Annotated in this window: 15 protein-coding genes and 1 pseudogene; 11 read left to right on the top strand and 5 right to left on the bottom strand. The window is 51.4% G+C overall.

Annotation, left to right across the window (positions count from 1 at the left end; translation table 11 throughout):
- Window positions 1-38: 38 nt before the first annotated feature.
- Together BG55_RS15575 and BG55_RS15570 are read right to left on the bottom strand one after the other, a co-directional pair.
- A pseudogene (locus BG55_RS15575) lies at window positions 39-383 on the bottom strand (DUF7940 domain-containing protein).
- Window positions 380-847: a glycoside hydrolase family protein gene (locus tag BG55_RS15570; protein ID WP_034939388.1), complete on the bottom strand. Its 468-nt coding sequence runs from the start codon at window positions 845-847 to the stop codon at window positions 380-382. The pseudogene BG55_RS15575 and the gene BG55_RS15570 overlap by 4 nt, the downstream one beginning before the upstream one ends.
- Window positions 848-1,131: 284 nt before the next feature.
- Here BG55_RS15570 and BG55_RS15565 point away from each other — a divergent pair, with 284 nt between their 5' ends.
- Together BG55_RS15565 and BG55_RS15560 are read left to right on the top strand one after the other, a co-directional pair.
- Window positions 1,132-1,821, top strand: coding sequence for an XRE family transcriptional regulator (locus BG55_RS15565; protein ID WP_034939386.1), 690 nt, complete (start codon window positions 1,132-1,134; stop codon window positions 1,819-1,821).
- A 1,058-nt stretch (window positions 1,822-2,879) separates the two neighbouring features.
- Window positions 2,880-3,908 (top strand): glycosyltransferase family 2 protein, encoded by a 1,029-nt coding sequence (locus BG55_RS15560; protein ID WP_052018896.1) that lies wholly within the window; start codon window positions 2,880-2,882, stop codon window positions 3,906-3,908.
- A gap of 376 nt (window positions 3,909-4,284) precedes the next feature.
- Here the strand turns inward: BG55_RS15560 and icd are convergent, their stop codons facing one another.
- The gene (gene icd / locus BG55_RS15555) at window positions 4,285-5,535 is read right to left on the bottom strand and encodes an NADP-dependent isocitrate dehydrogenase (protein ID WP_034939385.1); all 1,251 of its coding nucleotides are present in this window, start codon (window positions 5,533-5,535) and stop codon (window positions 4,285-4,287) included.
- A gap of 102 nt (window positions 5,536-5,637) precedes the next feature.
- On the opposite strand from icd, the gene rluE reads away from it, so the two are divergent.
- From rluE to BG55_RS15515, 8 genes are all read left to right on the top strand, one after another.
- Window positions 5,638-6,300: a 23S rRNA pseudouridine(2457) synthase RluE gene (rluE, locus tag BG55_RS15550; RefSeq protein WP_071995034.1), complete on the top strand. Its 663-nt coding sequence runs from the start codon at window positions 5,638-5,640 to the stop codon at window positions 6,298-6,300.
- Between the two features lie 29 nt (window positions 6,301-6,329).
- Window positions 6,330-6,806 carry an NUDIX domain-containing protein gene (locus tag BG55_RS15545; protein ID WP_034939382.1) on the top strand — a complete coding sequence of 159 codons (477 nt, stop codon included), beginning with the start codon at window positions 6,330-6,332 and terminating at the stop codon, window positions 6,804-6,806.
- A gap of 52 nt (window positions 6,807-6,858) precedes the next feature.
- Window positions 6,859-7,962: a tRNA 2-thiouridine(34) synthase MnmA gene (gene mnmA, locus BG55_RS15540; protein ID WP_034939380.1), complete on the top strand. Its 1,104-nt coding sequence runs from the start codon at window positions 6,859-6,861 to the stop codon at window positions 7,960-7,962.
- 60 nt (window positions 7,963-8,022) lie between these two features.
- Entirely contained in the window at window positions 8,023-8,667 is a 645-nt protein-coding gene (gene hflD / locus BG55_RS15535; protein WP_034939379.1) for a high frequency lysogenization protein HflD, read from the top strand.
- A gap of 20 nt (window positions 8,668-8,687) precedes the next feature.
- The gene (gene purB / locus BG55_RS15530; protein ID WP_034939376.1) at window positions 8,688-10,058 is read left to right on the top strand and encodes an adenylosuccinate lyase; all 1,371 of its coding nucleotides are present in this window, start codon (window positions 8,688-8,690) and stop codon (window positions 10,056-10,058) included.
- 126 nt (window positions 10,059-10,184) lie between these two features.
- Complete coding sequence (gene phoP / locus BG55_RS15525; RefSeq protein ID WP_034939373.1) at window positions 10,185-10,853, top strand: two-component system response regulator PhoP; 669 nt, start codon at window positions 10,185-10,187, stop codon at window positions 10,851-10,853.
- A 4-nt stretch (window positions 10,854-10,857) separates the two neighbouring features.
- Window positions 10,858-12,318, top strand: a complete 1,461-nt coding sequence (phoQ, locus tag BG55_RS15520) for a two-component system sensor histidine kinase PhoQ (RefSeq protein ID WP_034939431.1) — start codon at window positions 10,858-10,860, stop codon at window positions 12,316-12,318.
- 94 nt (window positions 12,319-12,412) lie between these two features.
- The gene (locus tag BG55_RS15515; protein WP_034939371.1) at window positions 12,413-13,540 is read left to right on the top strand and encodes a ribosomal protein uL16 3-hydroxylase; all 1,128 of its coding nucleotides are present in this window, start codon (window positions 12,413-12,415) and stop codon (window positions 13,538-13,540) included.
- 131 nt (window positions 13,541-13,671) lie between these two features.
- Here BG55_RS15515 and pepT read toward each other — a convergent pair whose 3' ends face one another.
- Both pepT and BG55_RS15505 read right to left on the bottom strand, forming a co-directional pair.
- Entirely contained in the window at window positions 13,672-14,904 is a 1,233-nt protein-coding gene (gene pepT / locus BG55_RS15510; RefSeq protein WP_034939368.1) for a peptidase T, read from the bottom strand.
- Window positions 14,905-14,997: 93 nt separating this feature from the next.
- On the bottom strand, window positions 14,998-15,558 hold the full coding sequence (locus BG55_RS15505) for a helix-turn-helix domain-containing protein (protein WP_034939365.1): 561 nt from the start codon (window positions 15,556-15,558) through the stop codon (window positions 14,998-15,000).
- A 92-nt stretch (window positions 15,559-15,650) separates the two neighbouring features.
- On the opposite strand from BG55_RS15505, the gene BG55_RS15500 reads away from it, so the two are divergent.
- On the top strand, window positions 15,651-16,835 hold the full coding sequence (locus tag BG55_RS15500; protein WP_034939363.1) for a benzoate/H(+) symporter BenE family transporter: 1,185 nt from the start codon (window positions 15,651-15,653) through the stop codon (window positions 16,833-16,835).
- The last annotated feature ends 50 nt before the right edge of the window (window positions 16,836-16,885 follow it).

Here is a 16,885-nt window from a genome sequence, read left to right as displayed (position 1 = left end):
TTTTTTCAGCGCGGCCGACGATCGGGCAAAGGATCTGTTCAGGTATTTTGATCGAGCTTTTGTCGCTGTTCCGCCAGCGAGTTTTGTCGGACAAACTGTGCTATCACGGCCATTGCGACCATAAATGCGCCAATCATGCCGAGGTAATTTTGCGGAATTATCGACTTCACTTCCGGGGGCAGTTGCTGCCATGCCCGCATCGCTGCATCGGGAAATGACTGCACCCAGGCACTGAGCGCCGATCCCAGCGAAGCCAGCCAGACGGACCAGGTTCTGAACAGTTAATTTGCGTGATGCACAAATTCAATTCGACTGTGGCGGCTGATCAGCATCAGTAGCACAATCGCCAGCAGGATCGAGCAGAGATAGAGGGCAAATTTCATAATAACCCCCGGTAGCTGTCCCAGTTTCCGTCACGCATTACCGCAGCATGGCGTGCTGCTCTGGCTGGCGTCTGCTTTGCCCACAGGCTGTTAAGCATATTGTCTGCCGCCGATGAAAAGTCCCCCTTCGTCACCGCTGCCAGCATTTGACGAAATGCGCAAAGACCTGTCACCCCAAGCTGGTATGCCATGCTGTAGAGAATGTCGGTGCGGGGCTGATTACACTGGCTTAACGCCTGAGCCAGCTGCGGTTGCTGCTTCATGTCATAAATTTTGCTCATGACCAGATTCTGCATCCACAGCTCCCCCACTACGATGGGGACCCTGAAAATGTAACTGGTCAGCGGCGCACCTTTCGGGCCGATTTTGATGCCGCATCCCACGGTGGGATATCCCTGAGTGTCGATAAAAGGGACATCGCGATAACCTTCTTCATATTTCAATAATGCAACGATCTGACTCATAGCTATTTCTCCACTCACCCACGGTTAAAGCATCAGCAGAAGCTACCTGATGCCAGGAACATGGCAGCCCAGGGCGGTCATGTGATGAGAATCAACAGCACGTAACAGCAAAAAATGCGTATACTCAGACAGCTGTCCCATTGTGCTGAGAGGCCTGAACACCAGCACAACACCAGGGGACAGGAACAGGAGTAACATTTAATGCGTATTACGCATATTAGTAACCGAATTGCATTCCTGCAAGTTACTTTGCGTATTGCGCATAAAAAAGGTGAATTAATCCGATGAAACCTGGAGAACGTATCAGGGAGCTTCGTAAAGCGAAGCACCTGACCTTGCATGATCTTGCATTACTGGTAGAGAGTGATGTCGGTAACCTTTCCCGACTTGAACGTGGCCGACAGGGTTACAGCGATAACCTGTTGCAAAAAATTGCTGACGCTCTCGCCGTCCCCATTTCTGAGCTATTCTCATCAGGAGAGCTTAACAGTACTGGCTATTTATACAGTACTGATTCATCAACCGGAATGGGGAGAGATGATGTGTATCGAGTTGACTTTCTTGATGTTTCAGCCAGCGCAGGCCAGGGTTCTCAAGCCCGTGAAATGGTTCAGGTCATCCGCTCCATTGAATACGTGCGTAAAGAAGCCAGCCTTATCTTTGGCAATAAACCTGAAGGCAGCGTTAAATTAATTAACGTTCGCGGCGACAGCATGGAAGGCACTATCGAGCCAGGAGATTTGATTTTTGTTGACGTCAGCGTGTCGTTTTTCGACGGCGATGGTATTTATGTTTTCGATTTCAACGGCGATATGTTTGTAAAAAGACTGCAAAAAGTGAAATCGGAACTGCTGGTCATCTCAGATAATCCCCGTTACAAGGAGTGGTCTATCTCCGGGGATGAGCTGACCATGCTACACGTCGCTGGCAGAGTAATGCTCAGCCAGTCCCAACAGTTTCGCCGCCACGGCTAATGGAAAAGTGACATTTTACAGCCAGACACCTGATGGCAGAATGCAACTTTGCGGGAAATTTTAATATCGTGACCGGCAGCAATTTAATTTTTTTGCTGTCACGGTCGATGTTTAAACTTGTGACACCATTAAAGCCCGGTCCTGATATGCTAACTTAAGAGGGACGTTAATGCGTCGAAAGATAGTCTACTCATTAATTTTTATATTTCTGGCTGGCATCTTTGTCATGGCGGTGACTTCAGTCCCACTGTTAATCGAAATAGAGAATTTTATCTACCGCGTTGCATTGTTCATTCTGCAACATCGGGGGCTTTGATCAGGCTGATACCCGCCCTGCAAGCCTGCAACTTCCCGGCATATAACATGAATCCGCTTAATGCCCGCGACTGATGGAAATGCCAACATGATTAAGAATTATGCATGTGGATAACCGGGTCGTACAGGCCCGGATTGCTCACTGAAATCTCGGCTGTCCGGTACAGGGCAAGAAGATTATTATCAGTGGTAATGTATGGTGCTGTTTACCCATATAGTCATACTTAAAGCCGCTGTCTCAATCAGAGACGTCCGGGCAAAGGTTCTGCTACGTTTTTCATTGTTTTTGATGCCTCAGAAGTGAGGTATCTCCAGAGCAGGTTAAGACGACTTTATTCTCATTCCCTGCTGGCAGATTCCTCCTCCCACTGTCACTCCCCAGGGCGCGCTTGTTAAAATCGCAATTGCATCTTTACTCGTTTTTCACTTACTGGGCTCTATCTGACATCTCACCATAACATCTATTCATTCATACCAATATTCAGATAAAAAATATTTACAGCTGAGACTTATTTGATAAAAAGAAAAAGCCATTTTTATACTTTATTAATAATCAGTGGTTTTATTTTCTTTAAAGGCCAAAAATAAATCAATATAGCCTTTAGGATATTTATTAATTATACTAAATCTGTTTAGCATTCATTGAAAACAAAAAATATGAAATGTTTTATATTATCAATAACGATTTATAAATTGACAGACATGGAATCCCCTGTATCAATAAGAGTAAGGTCAGCTTAAAAATGAACAATAAAGAAGTTACGGTAGCCGTTGTCATTGCTTACTATAATGGCTCCCGGTGGATCGAAAGGGCAATTGTGAGTGCTGTGAACCAATCTTTTCCGGCAAAGGAAATAATTGTAGTTAACGATGGTTCTAAAGAGGAAGAAAGAGATGCCCTTTATGCCCTTCAGCAAACGTATAACTTCACTATTATAGACAAAGAAAATGGTGGCCAGGGTTCAGCCAGAAATTCAGGTGTCCGCTCTTCAACTTCAGATTTTATCTGTTTCCTTGATCAGGATGATTTCTATATTGATAAGCATATTGAAATTTTAGTTAATGCCATGCCCACTGATGACTCCCGCTTCGGTTATGCCTATGGCGATTGCATGGAAGCTGATGGCGATGGGAACATACTCTTTACCTCCATGGTAAAACGTCACTCCAGCCACCCTAAGTCTGATATCTTCAATCTGATTGGCAATGACATGTTTGTTCTGCCTTCGGCTACATTAGTCAGTAAAAAAGCCTTTATGGACATTGGTGGATTTGATGAGCAGTTTACCGGTTATGAAGATGACGACCTGTTCATGCGCTTTTTCAGGTCAGGCTACAGCAATTATTTTGTTGATACCCCGGTTTACGTCTGGTGCATAAACTATAACAGCACCTCATATTCAATAAAAATGAGCAGAAGCAGATTCAGGTATTTTAAGAAGCTGTGTTCAACTTTTGAAGATGATTACGTGCGGGGCAGGTTTTATTTTCGCGACTTAATGATCCCACGGTTCGGTCCATCATTTATGCATGACATTATCAAGATATCAAAAAGTAATCGTGAAGACAGAAAAGAAGTTAACGCGATATTCAATGAATACAAAGAAATTGTGTGGAAAAACAAATATTCCCCTGTAACATACAAAATCAAACTTTCCATTATATGTAAACTTCTGCCGGTACTGCCACTTATCGTACTTAAGGCAGCCTATAAATTTACTAAACATCCTTTAACCAGAGGAACGTTTAAAAAATTAAGAAGAATTTTTTAACTACCTGGAGAATGAATCTGTAACGTAACACTCTGTCTTTCAATAAAAAACTCTGATTGTAAAATAAAAATCAGTTCTGCCGGGTGAAGTTAGAACGTGATACAGACAGTCAAAACCCGATGCGCAATACCCGGGCCCTTATTTCCTGCAATATATTATCTGTTGATGCAGAAAATTGATCATCTTTATACTTAATATCCGTACAAATATTTCATCGCACCCTTTATAAACGGGTGAAATGGCAGCAGGAATGCTGTCCTGATAACTCACCTGGTGGCGCTGAACTACGGCTGATTTATTTACCCCCTGGAAAACCACAAAAATAAAGCCAACACAATCTGAACAATTATGTTGGCTTTGTATAACTCAAATCCGCTTACATATGCTTGATCATCGCTTCGCCAAACTCTGAAGATTTCAGCAGCTTAGCACCGTCCATCAGACGTTCGAAGTCATAAGTCACGGTCTTCGCGGCAATCGCGCCTTCCATGCCTTTAACAATCAGGTCAGCGGCTTCGAACCACTCCATGTGACGCAGCATCATCTCAGCAGAAAGAATGACCGAACCCGGATTCACCTTGTCCTGGCCTGCATATTTTGGTGCTGTACCGTGCGTTGCTTCGAACAGCGCACACTCGTCACCAATATTTGCGCCAGGCGCAATACCGATACCGCCAACCTGTGCTGCCAGCGCATCAGAAATGTAGTCACCGTTCAGGTTCATACAGGCAATCACATCATACTCGGCAGGACGCAGCAGGATCTGTTGCAGGAATGCATCAGCGATAACATCTTTGATGACAATCTCTTTGCCGTTGTTTGGATTCTTAATCTTCATCCAGGGGCCGCCATCAATCAGCTCACCACCAAACTCTTCTTTCGCCAGCTGGTAACCCCAGTCTTTGAAAGCGCCTTCGGTGAACTTCATAATGTTGCCTTTGTGGACCAGGGTGACGGAGTCACGATCGTTGGTAATCGCGTATTCAATCGCCGCGCGGACCAGACGCTTAGTACCCGCCTCAGAGCAAGGCTTGACGCCAATACCACACTGCTCAGGGAAGCGAATTTTCTTCACACCCATTTCATCACGCAGGAATTTGATTACCTTGTCTGCCTCAGCAGAACCAGCTTTCCATTCAATACCCGCATAAATATCTTCAGAGTTTTCACGGAAGATAACCATGTCGGTCTCTTCCGGACGTTTTACCGGGCTTGGTGTGCCAGTGTAGTAACGAACCGGGCGCAGACAAATATAGAGATCAAGCTGCTGACGCAGCGCCACGTTCAGCGAACGAATACCGCCACCAACCGGCGTGGTCAGCGGGCCTTTAATGGCCACGCGATATTCTTTAATCAGATCGAGGGTTTCTTGTGGCAGCCAGACGTCCTGGCCGTAAAGCTCTACCGATTTCTCACCGGTGTAAATTTCCATCCAGGAAATTTTACGCTCACCGTTATAAGCTTTCTTCACAGCGGCATCGACGACTTTAATCATCACTGGAGAAACGTCCACACCAATCCCGTCACCTTCAATAAATGGAATGATCGGGTTGTTGGGTACGTTGAGCTTGCCCTTTTCCAGGGTGATTTTCTGACCTTCCGCCGGAACAACTACTTTGCTTTCCATTAACCTCTCCTTCGAGCGCTTTATTTGTTAATGATTTGTAAGATGCGGGACAATACTACTGCAATATTCAGCCCGCGCCAATCATCACCGGTTTGCGTTATAATGCGCTTATTGTTAACAAGTGCAAATAACATGCTTAAATCTTCCCTTAAGAATCACCGCGTTAAACGATTCAGCTCATCAGCTTCCCCTCAGGCTGCGAAAAGCGGGCCACGTCGGGTTATTGCTTTTAACAAACCTTTTGACGTGCTGCCCCAGTTCAGCGATGAAGCCGGACGACGCACGCTAAAGAATTTTATTCCGCTGCCGGGCGTTTATGCTGCCGGACGCCTTGACCGTGACAGCGAAGGGTTGATGGTGCTGACTAATGACGGGGCCTTGCAGGCTACCCTGACTCAGCCCGGCAAAAAGACGGGTAAAATCTATTACGTTCAGGTGGAAGGCGAGCCCTCAGAAGAAGACATCCAGCCATTGCGTCAGGGCGTTATTCTTAAAGATGGCCCTACCCTTCCTGCTGATGTCGAACGGGTAGACCAGCCACACTGGCTGTGGCCGCGCAATCCTCCTATACGCGAGCGCAAAGCGATTCCGGTCAGCTGGCTGAAAATCACGCTCTGTGAAGGCCGCAATCGTCAGGTCAGGCGGATGACCGCTCATATCGGTTTTCCTACCCTGCGCCTTATCCGCTTTGCGGTAGGCAACGTCATGTTGCAGGATTTATCGCCGGGAGAGTGGCGAGATATTACCGCCGAATTTCCCCGTTAAGCCATTACTGGCAACAAGGAGTCAGAGACATGTTTAAACCGCACGTCACCGTAGCAACCGTGGTACAGGCTGAGGGGCATTTTCTGGTGGTGGAGGAGATGGTTCGTGGCCGCGCCACCTGGAACCAGCCTGCCGGTCATCTGGAAGCCAACGAAACCCTGTTGCAGGCCGCTGCACGTGAGCTTTATGAAGAAACGGGTCTTGAAGCCGTACCTCAGGCTTTTTTACGTCTTCATCAATGGATCGCGCCGGATAACACGCCGTTTCTGCGTTTTCTGTTCGCGCTGGATTTACCAAAAATGCTGCCAACCTGGCCGCAGGACCGTGATATTGACCGCTGCTGGTGGCTGCCAGCGGATGAGATCTTCAGTGCCAGAAAACTCCGTTCGCCGCTGGTGGCGGAAAGCCTGCGGATTTACCAGCAGGGTCAGCGCTATCCTCTGGAGGTGCTGAGCGCTTTTCAGTGGCCTTTTAGCGAGGATGCGCCCGCGCCAGACGCATGGTAGACTACGCCGCAATTTTAAAGGGCGGCCAGCCATTCAAAGTCAGGTGTTTCTCATGTCATCAAGTCAGAAAAAAGTGATCGTCGGCATGTCCGGCGGCGTCGACTCTTCCGTTTCCGCCTGGTTACTGCAACAGCAGGGCTATCAGGTGGAAGGCCTGTTTATGAAAAACTGGGAAGAGGATGACGGTGAGGAATACTGTACGGCGGCGGAAGATCTGGCCGATGCGCAGGCCGTCTGCGACAAGCTGGGAATCGAGCTGCACACGGTCAATTTTGCGGCAGAATACTGGGATAACGTGTTTGAACATTTCCTGGCAGAATACAAAGCGGGCCGCACCCCTAATCCCGATATCCTGTGCAATAAAGAGATCAAATTCAAAGCCTTTCTGGAATTTGCCGCCGAGGATCTGAACGCCGACTTTATTGCTACCGGCCACTATGTTCGTCGTCAGGATATCGACGGCAAAAGTCGTCTGTTACGCGGCCTGGATGACAATAAAGATCAAAGCTATTTCCTTTACACTCTCGGTCATCAGCAGATTGCCCGCAGCCTGTTTCCGGTGGGCGAACTGGCAAAACCAGAAGTTCGTCGTCTTGCGGAGCAGCTGGAACTGGTCACCGCAAAGAAAAAAGACTCCACCGGTATCTGTTTTATTGGTGAGCGTAAATTTCGCGATTTCCTCGGGCGCTATCTGCCCGCCCAGCCTGGCATCATCGTCAGCGTCGACGGCGATGTTGTTGGTGAACATCAGGGGCTGATGTATCACACGCTGGGCCAACGTAAGGGCCTCGGTATCGGTGGTACCCGTGAGGGAAGTGAAGATCCCTGGTATGTGGTGGACAAAGACGTGGCAAACAACCGGCTGGTAGTGGCGCAGGGGCATGACCATCCGCGCCTGATGTCATCCGGCTTGATTGCACAACAACTGCACTGGGTGGATCGTGCTCCTCTGACCGCTGAACTGCGTTGCTCGGTGAAAACCCGCTATCGTCAGAGCGATATTCCCTGCACCCTCGTCCCACTGGGCGAAGATCGTCTGGACGTTCGTTTTGATGAGCCGGTCGCTGCGGTCACTCCGGGCCAGTCCGCCGTTTTCTATCTGGGTGAGGTCTGCCTGGGGGGCGGTATTATTGAACAGCGGCTGCCGCTGCTCTGATCCTGTACCGGCAGTTCATCGCGCATTTATCTCTGCACACAGGCGTATACAGGAGTTACCGTGGCGAAGAATTTTTATGACATCACGCTGGCACTGGCAGGTATCTGTCAGTCGGCGCATCTGGTGCAGCAACTGGCCCATCAGGGCCACTGCCCTGCGGATGCCCTGAAGATATCACTGAACAGCGTGGTGGACCTGAACCCCACCTCTACTCTGGCGGTATTTGGTAACGATGAAGCACATTTGCGCTTCGGACTGGAGACGCTGCTGGCGGTGCTCAACAATAATCGCCACGGTGCAGGTGCCGAACTGACCCGCTACACGCTGAGTCTGATGGTGCTGGAACGGAAGCTGAGCGCCAGACGCAGTGCTCTCGACGAGCTGGCAAACCGTATCCGGCAACTGGACAGGCAACTGGCTCACTTCGACGCCGACTCTGATACATTGCTCAGCGCAATGGCAACCATTTATGTTGATGTGATAAGCCCACTCGGCCCACGCATCCAGGTGACCGGCTCTCCGGCGGTGCTGCAAAATATGCAGATTCAAAGTAAAGTTCGCGCCACACTGCTTGCCGGTATTCGCGCCGCCGTGTTGTGGCAGCAGGTTGGCGGCGGCCGCCTGCAACTGATGTTTTCCCGCAATCGTCTTGCCAGCGAGGCGAAGCAAATTTTATCCCGCATTACCGGGTCATCCTCATACTAACCTTTCCAGGAGTTGCACCAATGGAATTATCCTCTCTGACCGCCGTCTCTCCCGTTGATGGCCGTTACGGCGACAAAGTCAGCCCTCTGCGCGCTATTTTCAGCGAATACGGCCTGCTGAAGTTTCGCGTTGAAGTGGAAGTTCGCTGGCTACAAAAACTGGCTGCCTGTGCAGAGATCAGGGAAGTTCCTGCATTTGATGCCGACGCAAACGCTTTCCTTGATGCGATTGTCAGCAATTTCAATGAAGATGACGCCGCGCGTATTAAAACGATTGAGCGCACCACTAACCATGACGTCAAAGCCGTTGAGTATTTTCTGAAAGAGAAAGTGGCACCTGTGGCTGCACTGCATGCCGTCTCTGAATTTATTCACTTCGCCTGCACCTCTGAAGATATTAACAATCTGTCTCATGCTCTGATGCTGGAGACGGCCCGCCGTGAGGTGATTGTGCCTTACTGGAACAAAATCATCGCGGCGGTGAAAGATCTGGCGGTGCAGTATCGGGATATTCCGTTATTGTCGCGGACCCACGGTCAGCCTGCCACCCCGTCAACGCTCGGCAAAGAGATGGCTAACGTGGCTTATCGCTTTGAACGTCAGCTGCGTCAGTTAGAAAAGATTGAGGTGCTGGGCAAAATTAATGGTGCGGTAGGTAACTACAATGCCCACATTGCTGCCTATCCGGAAGTGGACTGGCACCAGCTGAGCGAAAGCTTTGTCACCTCGCTGGGCATCACCTGGAATCCTTACACCACGCAGATTGAGCCACATGATTATATTGCCGAGCTGTTTGACTGCATGGCACGTTTCAACACCATTCTGATCGACTTCGATCGCGATGTGTGGGGTTACATTGCGCTGAACCACTTCAAGCAGAAAACCGTCGCCGGCGAAATCGGCTCCTCCACCATGCCTCACAAAGTTAACCCGATTGATTTTGAAAACTCCGAAGGTAATCTTGGCCTGGCAAATGCCGTTATGCAGCATCTGGCCAGCAAACTTCCGGTTTCACGCTGGCAGCGTGACCTGACTGACTCTACCGTGCTGCGTAATCTTGGCGTGGGCGTGGGCTATGCAGTCATTGCCTATCAGGCAACGTTGAAAGGAATTGCCAAGCTGGAAGTTAACCGCGATCGCCTGCTGGACGAGCTGGACCATAACTGGGAAGTGCTGGCAGAACCGATCCAGACGGTTATGCGTCGTTACGGCATTGAGAAACCTTACGAGAAGCTGAAAGAGCTGACGCGGGGCAAGCGTGTGGATGCCGCAGGGATGAAAGCCTTTATTGATGGACTGGATCTACCGGAAGAAGAGAAGTCGCGTCTGAAGTTAATGACCCCGGCCAACTATCTTGGTCGTGCGGTTCAAATGGTTGACGAACTTAAGTAACCTGCCTGCACGGGCTGGCGTTAGTCAGCCTGTGTTAACCTGCTGTTTATCCGCTTTCGCCTATACTTTCCTTAAGATTATCATAAGGCCCGTGGCCCCCCCGAATCACAGATAAAGGATAATATTATGCGTGTACTGATTGTGGAAGATAACCCTCTGCTACGTCATCATCTCTCCGTGCAACTGCGTGAAATGGGTCATCAGGTTGACGCAGCGGAAGATGCCAAAGAGGCAGATTATTTTCTTAATGAGCATACGCCCGATATTACGCTGGTCGATTTGGGTTTGCCCGATGAAGACGGTATGTCGCTGATCCGTCGCTGGCGAACCCAGGAGGTAAAACAACCGATTCTGGTTCTGACCGCGCGCGAAGGCTGGCAGGCAAAAGTTGAAGCGCTGGAGGCTGGCGCAGATGACTATGTCACCAAACCCTTTCATATCGAAGAGGTGGTGGCACGGATGCAGGCACTGATGCGACGCAACAGCGGTCTGGCTTCGCAGATTATCACCCTGACGCCTTTTCAGGTCGATCTCTCCCGTCGTGAACTGACCATTGATGAGCAACAAATCAAACTGACCGCCTTTGAATACACCATCATCGAAACATTGATTCGTAATGCCGGAAAAGTGGTCAGCAAAGACTCGCTGATGCTTCAGCTCTATCCCGATGCCGAACTGCGTGAAAGCCATACCATCGACGTGCTGATGGGACGCTTACGTAAAAAAATCCAGGCGCTGTACCCGCAGGAGGTGATCACCACCGTACGTGGTCAGGGTTACAGGTTTGATATCTGATCAGATGCCAACATTCACCCTTAAAACACCCTTTTCTCTCCGGGCCCGTTTTTTACTCGCCACGGCAGTAGTGGTTCTTATTCTCTCGCTCTCCTATGGCATGGTTGCCGTGGTCGGCTACGTGGTGAGCTTCGACAAAAATACCTATCGGGTGATGCGAGGCGAAAGCAACCTGTTTTTTACCCTGGCACAGTGGCAGGACGACAAATTGAGCATCGTTCAGCCAGGATCGATTTCCCTTAACTTCCCGACGTTAGTATTTATCTACAACGAAAAAGGCAAACTGCTGTGGCAGTTACGCGATGTGCCAGAGATCCGCGGAAAGATCAACCATGACTGGCTGAAGCGCTCCGGTTTTTATGAGATTAATACCGACAACAGCACCAGTCGTCAGGCGCTGGGGAACGACCCGGAGGCGCAGAACAAAATGACCGCCTACGATGATGACAATAACGATACCTTTACCCACTCGGTGGCGGTAAACCGCTATGATGCCACCCCCACTCTTCCCGCGCTGACGATTGTGGTGGTTGATTCTATTCCTCAGGAATTACAACATTCTGACGTGGTGTGGTCATGGTTCAGCTATGTGTTACTGGTCAACCTGCTGCTGGTGATCCCGCTGCTGTGGCTGGCGGCACACTGGAGCCTTCGCCCGATTGGAAAGCTTGCCAGTCAGGTGCGGGAGTTGGAAAACGGCACCCGCGAGACGCTCGAACCCCAGCCGCCACAGGAACTCAAAAGTCTGGTGCGCAACCTTAACTTACTGCTGGACAATGAACGGCAGCGCTACACCCGCTATCGCACTACCTTAAGCGATTTGACACACAGCCTTAAAACGCCGCTAGCCGTATTGCAGACCACGCTGCGCTCACTTCGCGGCGGACGCAATCTGTCGATTGAGCAGGCCGAACCGATAATGCTGGAGCAGATCAGCCGCATTTCACAGCAAATCGGCTACTATCTGCATCGTGCCAGCATGCAGGCTGACCACAACGTTCTCAAACGTGAATTACATTCCGTGCCGGGCCTGCTGGACAGCCTGTGCTCAGCGCTGAATAAAGTCTATCAGCGTAAAGGCGTCTCGCTGACGCTGGATATCTCGCCGGAACTGACCTTTATCGGCGAGCAAAACGACTTTATGGAAGTGATGGGCAACGTGCTGGATAACGCCTGTAAATACTGCCTGGAATTTGTTGAAATCACCGCCCGCCAGACCGACAACGAACTGCATCTGATTGTGGATGATGACGGACCGGGTATTCCGGAAAGCAAACGCGACCTGATCTTTATCCGCGGACAGCGTGCCGACACGCTGCGGCCTGGCCAGGGGCTGGGGCTGGCCGTCGCCAGAGACATTCTGGAGCAATACACAGGCGACATTATCGCCAGCACCAGCGAACTGGGTGGCGCAAGGATGGAAGTGATTTTCAAGCGTCAGGAAGTGCAGCACGGCGACGAATAAATCGGCATACTGCCAGCCCGCCGGTAAAAAGGGTGAGTACGGTTTTTTTCAACGTTGTTATAATCGATAAAAATCAGCAGCTCAGGAATGCTCAATGAATTATCATCTCGACCTCAACTGGCCCGATTTTGTGCAACGTTACTGGCAGAAAAGACCGGTGCTGCTCAAGCGCGGTTTTAAAAACTTTGTTGACCCCATTTCCCCGGACGAGCTGGCCGGTCTGGCGATGGAAAACGAAGTTGACAGTCGCCTGGTTAGCCATCAAGAGGGCAAATGGCAGGTCAGCCACGGCCCGTTCACCAGCTTCGACCATCTGGGCGAAAACAACTGGTCACTGTTGGTTCAGGCGGTTGATCACTGGCACGAACCCTCTGCCGCGCTGATGCGTCCATTTCGCTTTCTGCCAGACTGGCGCACAGACGACCTGATGATCTCTTTCTCCGTGCCCGGTGGCGGGGTCGGCCCCCACCTCGATCAGTACGACGTGTTTATCATCCAGGGCACCGGCCGCCGCCGCTGGCGTGTCGGTGAGAAGGTGGCAATGAAACAGCACTGCCCTCACCCTGATCTGCTTCAGGTAGAACCCTTCGAGGCGATTATCGATGAAGAAGTCGAGCCTGGCGATATTCTCTACATCCCGCCAGGATTCCCTCATGAAGGCTATTCACTGGAAAATGCCCTCAGTTATTCCGTCGGCTTCCGTGCTCCCAACGGCCGTGAACTGCTCAGTGGCTTTGCTGATTATGTGCTTTCCCGCGAGCTGGGCAGCTATCGCTTCAGCGATCCGGATGTGGCGGCGCGTGAACATAGCGCAGAGATCCTGCCGCAGGAGCTGGAGAGCATGCGGAAGATGATCCTCGATTTAGTTAACCAGCCGGAAGATTTCAGTCAGTGGTTTGGCGAATTTATCTCCCAGTCCCGTCATGAACTGGATATTGCCCCGCCGGAGCCGCCTTACCAGCCTGATGAGATTTATGATGCCCTGCAACAAGGGGATCGCCTGAAACGTCTGGGTGGCCTGCGGGTGCTCTCCATTGGACATACGGTGTTTATCAATGGTGAACAGATCGCCTCGCCACACCGTGATGCCCTGACGCTGCTGGCTAATCAGCATTCGCTGGGTGCGGAAGAACTGGGGGCGGTGCTGGACGATCCGGCATTCCTTGCTCAGCTGTCCGCGCTGGTGAACAGCGGCTACTGGTACTTCAGCGAAGAAGAGTAACAGCCAGGATGACGGACGTTCTGCTATGTTGCCTGCAACAAGCAGACTCTGCCGCGCCACGGAGGGCGCGACATCATGCTGAAATGACAGGCTGAAGTACGATATCTGTCAGGACGTGAAAAGACACAGGTTTATGGCTTTGCCCTTGCGGCCGTCAATGCCGCAATCCGCATAATCACCGCCACCGCCTTTTCCATATTATCCAGTGAAGCAAACTCATGTCTGCCGTGGTAATTGTACCCACCTGTAAACAGGTTAGGACATGGCAGGCCCTTAAACGAGAGGGCCGCCCCATCGGTGCCGCCACGAATGGGTTTGACTTCCGGCTCGATATCGCAGTCACGCATCGCCTGAAGCGCAAGCTCAATAATGTGGGGATGCGCCTCAACTTTTTCGCGCATATTAAGATACTGATCCTCAATTTCCACGTCGATTGCTGCGCAGGCCGGCAGCCTTTCCCCCAGGCGGGTGGCAACTTCTCTCATCAGTTTTTTGCGTTCGGCAAAGCGCTGGCTGTCAAAATCGCGAATGATGTAGTGCAGTTCGGCCTTGTCGACGCAGCCCTTGATACCATGCAGATGATAAAATCCCTCATACCCGGCGGTCTGTTCCGGCACCTCATTTTCCGGCATCGCCGCGTGAAAACGCATCGCCAGATCGAGGGCATTAACCATTACCCCTTTGGCCGTCCCCGGATGCACATTATTGCCGGTGATCCTGATCGTGACTGAGGCGGCATTGAAGTTCTCATATTCGAATTCGCCGATGCCACCGCCATCCACCGTGTAGCCCCACTCTGCGCCAAACGCCGCCACATCGAAACAGCGGGTGCCTCTCCCTGTCTCCTCATCGGGCGTAAAGGCAATACGGATGTTACCGTGTGGAATATTTTCACTTTTCAGTCTGGAAATTGCGGTAACGATTTCGGCAATCCCCGCTTTATTGTCGGCACCTAACAGGGTTTTACCGTCGGTGGTAATCAGCGTATGACCAGTCAGGCTGTGCAGCACCGGAAACATGACCGGTGAGAGGATCTCATCACCAATACCCAGCGCAATATCGCCGCCCCGATAGTTTTCCACAATCTGCGGATTGACATTTTTGGCCGTGAAATCGGGCGAGGTGTCCATATGGGAGATGAAACCAATCGTCGGCACCGACCAGTCCACATTCGCAGGCAGTGTGGCCATCACAATGCCGTGTTTGCTCAGCGTAATATCACTTAAACCCAGCGTTTCAAGCTCGTTTTGCAGGACTTTTGCCAGCCGCAGTTGCCCTTCTGTGCTGGGGATCTGGCGGACATGACTTTTTGATTGCGTATCATAAGAAACATATTCCAGAAAGCGGTCGAGTAAATTATTCATCTTTCTTCCCTCTGAATGGCAGACCTCATTATCAGTCATTCTGGCTGCTGAATATTGCGTCAGGTCAGGTCACCGGTGAGTGAAAGCACCGGGTCACCCAACCTGGCGCTGCGGGTAATGGATAAGGCTGTGAAATTTTACCGTCTGTTCACCAGGGTTATAGTAGCTGTGTGTGCAATCTGCCTGAAAACGCAAACCCTCATCTTTTTTAAGGGTATGCCAGATTCCATCAACCTCCAGCTGCAATTCCCCCTCATTAACCACCACATGCTCAATGACGCCGCTGTCATGAGCCGAAGACTCACTGATGCCGCCAGCAACCAGTTCAACCGCCAGCATATCGAAGCGCAATAGCGGATCGTAAGGGAACAGCGGGGTAACTTTCATCACGTCGTTATCCTGTGTCAGGCCATCAGGCAGCACCGGGACAGCGGATGGGGCCTCTGCTGGCAGGATAAATAGCGAAAAGGGAACATTAAAACCGGTGGCAATTTTCCACAGCGTTGCCACGGTCGGGCTGGATTCACCCCGTTCAATCTGGCCCAGCATGGCTTTACTCACGCCGGTTTTCCCGGCGGCCAGGGTCAGACTCCATCCTCGCGACGCTCGCAAAGACTTCAGGGTCACGCCGGGTTGAAGAAAGGGATCGCTCATACCACCTCCTGGTCAGGAGCGTCATTTTAGCACTTGTACGTTATAACGCACAGTGCTAGCTTGTGCGTTATAACGTACAAACGGAGATTTTTATGCGTCCACCTCTCTCCCTCTCTCATCTGACATTTCCTGCCGTAGTGGCTGGCTTTGTTGCCGTGCTGGTTGGCTACACCAGCTCAGCGGCGATTATATTCCAGGCGGCAAGCGCAGCCGGTGCCTCTGCCATGCAGACCGGCGGTTGGCTGACCATGCTGGGGCTGGCGATGGGCGTAACGTCGATTGGTCTGTCGCTCTGGTATCGCACCCCTATCCTCACCGCATGGTCGACGCCAGGTGCCGCGCTGCTGGTCACCAGCCTGCCCGGCACTCCGCTGCCAGAAGCCATCGGCGTCTTTATGTTTGCCTCTGGTCTGATTTTCCTGTGTGGAGTAACGGGACTGTTTGCCCGTCTGATGGACCATATTCCGCTGGCAATCTCATCTGCCATGCTGGCCGGTATCTTACTGCGTTTTGGCATTGATGCTTTTGGCTCATTCCGCATTGATTTCACTCTGACGGGGACGATGTGCCTGAGCTACCTTGTCGCACGGCGTTATCTTCCCCGCTACGCTATTGTGCTGACCCTGCTGGCGGGTCTGGCGGCTGCCTGCGCTCAGGGGACGTTTTCTGTTGCGCAGCAGCCGTTCTCTTTTGTCCTGCCGCAATTTGTCGCGCCCCACTTTACGCTGTCCACCCTGCTGGGCATCGGCATCCCGTTTTTTGTGGTGACCATGGCTTCACAAAATGCGCCCGGCATCGCCACATTAAAAGCCGCAGGCTGGCAGATCCCTGTTTCCCCGCTGATGAGCTGGACCGGCCTCGCCTCCCTGCTGCTCGCGCCCTTCGGTGGATTTTCTGTCTGCATCGCCGCCATTACTGCCGCTATCTGTATGGGGCCCGACGTCCATCCCGACCCTCATCGCCGTTACTGGGGAGCCGTCTGCGCCGGTTTTTTCTATCTGCTGGCCGGATTATTTGGCGGGGTGATTGGACAATTGTTCAGTGCCCTTCCGGCGGCCTTAATCCACACCATTGCCGGTCTGGCGCTGCTGGGCACCATCGCATCCAGTCTGCAACGGGCTTTGTCAGAGGAAAAACAGCGTGAAGCCGCCGTGATTACCTTTCTGATAACCGCCTCAGGCCTGACGCTGCTAGGTGTGGGTGCCGCATTCTGGGGCCTGGTGGGGGGCGTTATCGCCCATCTGATCCTGTCATTCGGGCAACGCGCCAGCGCATAAAAACCGCTTTTCAGGCAACCCGTCCCGTCATTGCACCAACGGGTTGCACC

Origin of the sequence: Erwinia mallotivora (genome assembly GCF_000590885.1) — a bacterium.
In the GTDB taxonomy this organism is placed as follows: Bacteria; Pseudomonadota; Gammaproteobacteria; order Enterobacterales; family Enterobacteriaceae; genus Erwinia; species Erwinia mallotivora.
The sequence above is the reverse complement of the archived record's forward strand: the minus strand, read 5'-3'. Positions and strand labels throughout refer to the sequence as shown.

Excerpts from the sequence above, each read along its gene's own strand:
- icd (WP_034939385.1), bottom strand. The coding sequence starts at position 5,535 with ATGGAAAGCAAAGTAGTTGTTCCGGCGGAAGGTCAGAAAATCACCCTG.
- BG55_RS15570 (WP_034939388.1), bottom strand. The coding sequence starts at position 847 with ATGAGTCAGATCGTTGCATTATTGAAATATGAAGAAGGTTATCGCGAT.
- phoQ (WP_034939431.1), top strand. The coding sequence starts at position 10,858 with ATGCCAACATTCACCCTTAAAACACCCTTTTCTCTCCGGGCCCGTTTT.
- BG55_RS15500 (WP_034939363.1), top strand. The coding sequence starts at position 15,651 with ATGCGTCCACCTCTCTCCCTCTCTCATCTGACATTTCCTGCCGTAGTG.
- BG55_RS15545 (WP_034939382.1), top strand. The coding sequence starts at position 6,330 with ATGTTTAAACCGCACGTCACCGTAGCAACCGTGGTACAGGCTGAGGGG.
- phoP (WP_034939373.1), top strand. The coding sequence starts at position 10,185 with ATGCGTGTACTGATTGTGGAAGATAACCCTCTGCTACGTCATCATCTC.
- BG55_RS15505 (WP_034939365.1), bottom strand. The coding sequence starts at position 15,558 with ATGAGCGATCCCTTTCTTCAACCCGGCGTGACCCTGAAGTCTTTGCGA.
- purB (WP_034939376.1), top strand. The coding sequence starts at position 8,688 with ATGGAATTATCCTCTCTGACCGCCGTCTCTCCCGTTGATGGCCGTTAC.
- BG55_RS15560 (WP_052018896.1), top strand. The coding sequence starts at position 2,880 with ATGAACAATAAAGAAGTTACGGTAGCCGTTGTCATTGCTTACTATAAT.
- BG55_RS15565 (WP_034939386.1), top strand. The coding sequence starts at position 1,132 with ATGAAACCTGGAGAACGTATCAGGGAGCTTCGTAAAGCGAAGCACCTG.
- rluE (WP_071995034.1), top strand. The coding sequence starts at position 5,638 with ATGCGCTTATTGTTAACAAGTGCAAATAACATGCTTAAATCTTCCCTT.
- BG55_RS15515 (WP_034939371.1), top strand. The coding sequence starts at position 12,413 with ATGAATTATCATCTCGACCTCAACTGGCCCGATTTTGTGCAACGTTAC.
- pepT (WP_034939368.1), bottom strand. The coding sequence starts at position 14,904 with ATGAATAATTTACTCGACCGCTTTCTGGAATATGTTTCTTATGATACG.
- mnmA (WP_034939380.1), top strand. The coding sequence starts at position 6,859 with ATGTCATCAAGTCAGAAAAAAGTGATCGTCGGCATGTCCGGCGGCGTC.